Annotated in this window: 1 protein-coding gene and 1 pseudogene; both read right to left on the reverse strand. The window is 70.1% G+C overall.

Annotation, left to right across the window (positions count from 1 at the left end; translation table 11 throughout):
* The coding region (locus tag AC1DWF_RS36110) for an ABC transporter permease (protein WP_476843259.1) at window positions 1–414 on the reverse strand (414 nt) is incomplete at its 3' end.
* A gap of 7 nt (window positions 415–421) precedes the next feature.
* Window positions 422–615: pseudogene (locus AC1DWF_RS36115) on the reverse strand (ABC transporter ATP-binding protein); the annotation flags it as partial.

Consider the following 615-nt stretch of genomic DNA (forward strand, 5'->3'; position numbering starts at 1 on the left):
GCCCTGCAGCGTGTTCACCAGCACCGGGAAGAGGACGGCGAGCGAGACGGAGGTGATCTTCATGGTGTCGCCGATGCCCAGGAACAGCATCAGCGCCGGCACCAGCGCGGCCTTGGGGATGGGGCGCATGAGCTCGACCAGCGGCTCCAGCAGCCGGAAGACGGCGGGGAACCAGCCCATGGCGATGCCGGCCGCGATGCCGATCACGCTGCCGATGGCGAAGCCCGTGAAGACCAGCCGCAGCGTGGCGAGCAACGGCTCCACGAACTCGCCCGACACCAGCAGGTCCCAGAGGGCAAGGGCGATGACCGTCGGCGGCGGCATCAGCGCGCGGCGGATCCAGCCGGCATTCACGGCGGTCTCCAGCCCGACGAGGATCAGCGCCAGGACGATCAGCCCCGGCAGCCAGCCCAATACCCGCCTAGACAGCATGGCGGTTCAGCAGCTTGCCCAGGAGGTCGTGGCGCAGCTCCAGGAAGCGCGGGAGCTCGCGCGTCGTGATGGGGTCGCGCGGGCGCGGCAGGCCGACCTCCACCATCTCGGCGAGGGTGGTGGGGCGGTTCGTCAGCATGGCGATGCGGTCGGCCAGGTAGATCGCCTCCTCCACGTCATGCG

It is taken from the genome of Aminobacter sp. P4_D5 (assembly GCF_056401815.1).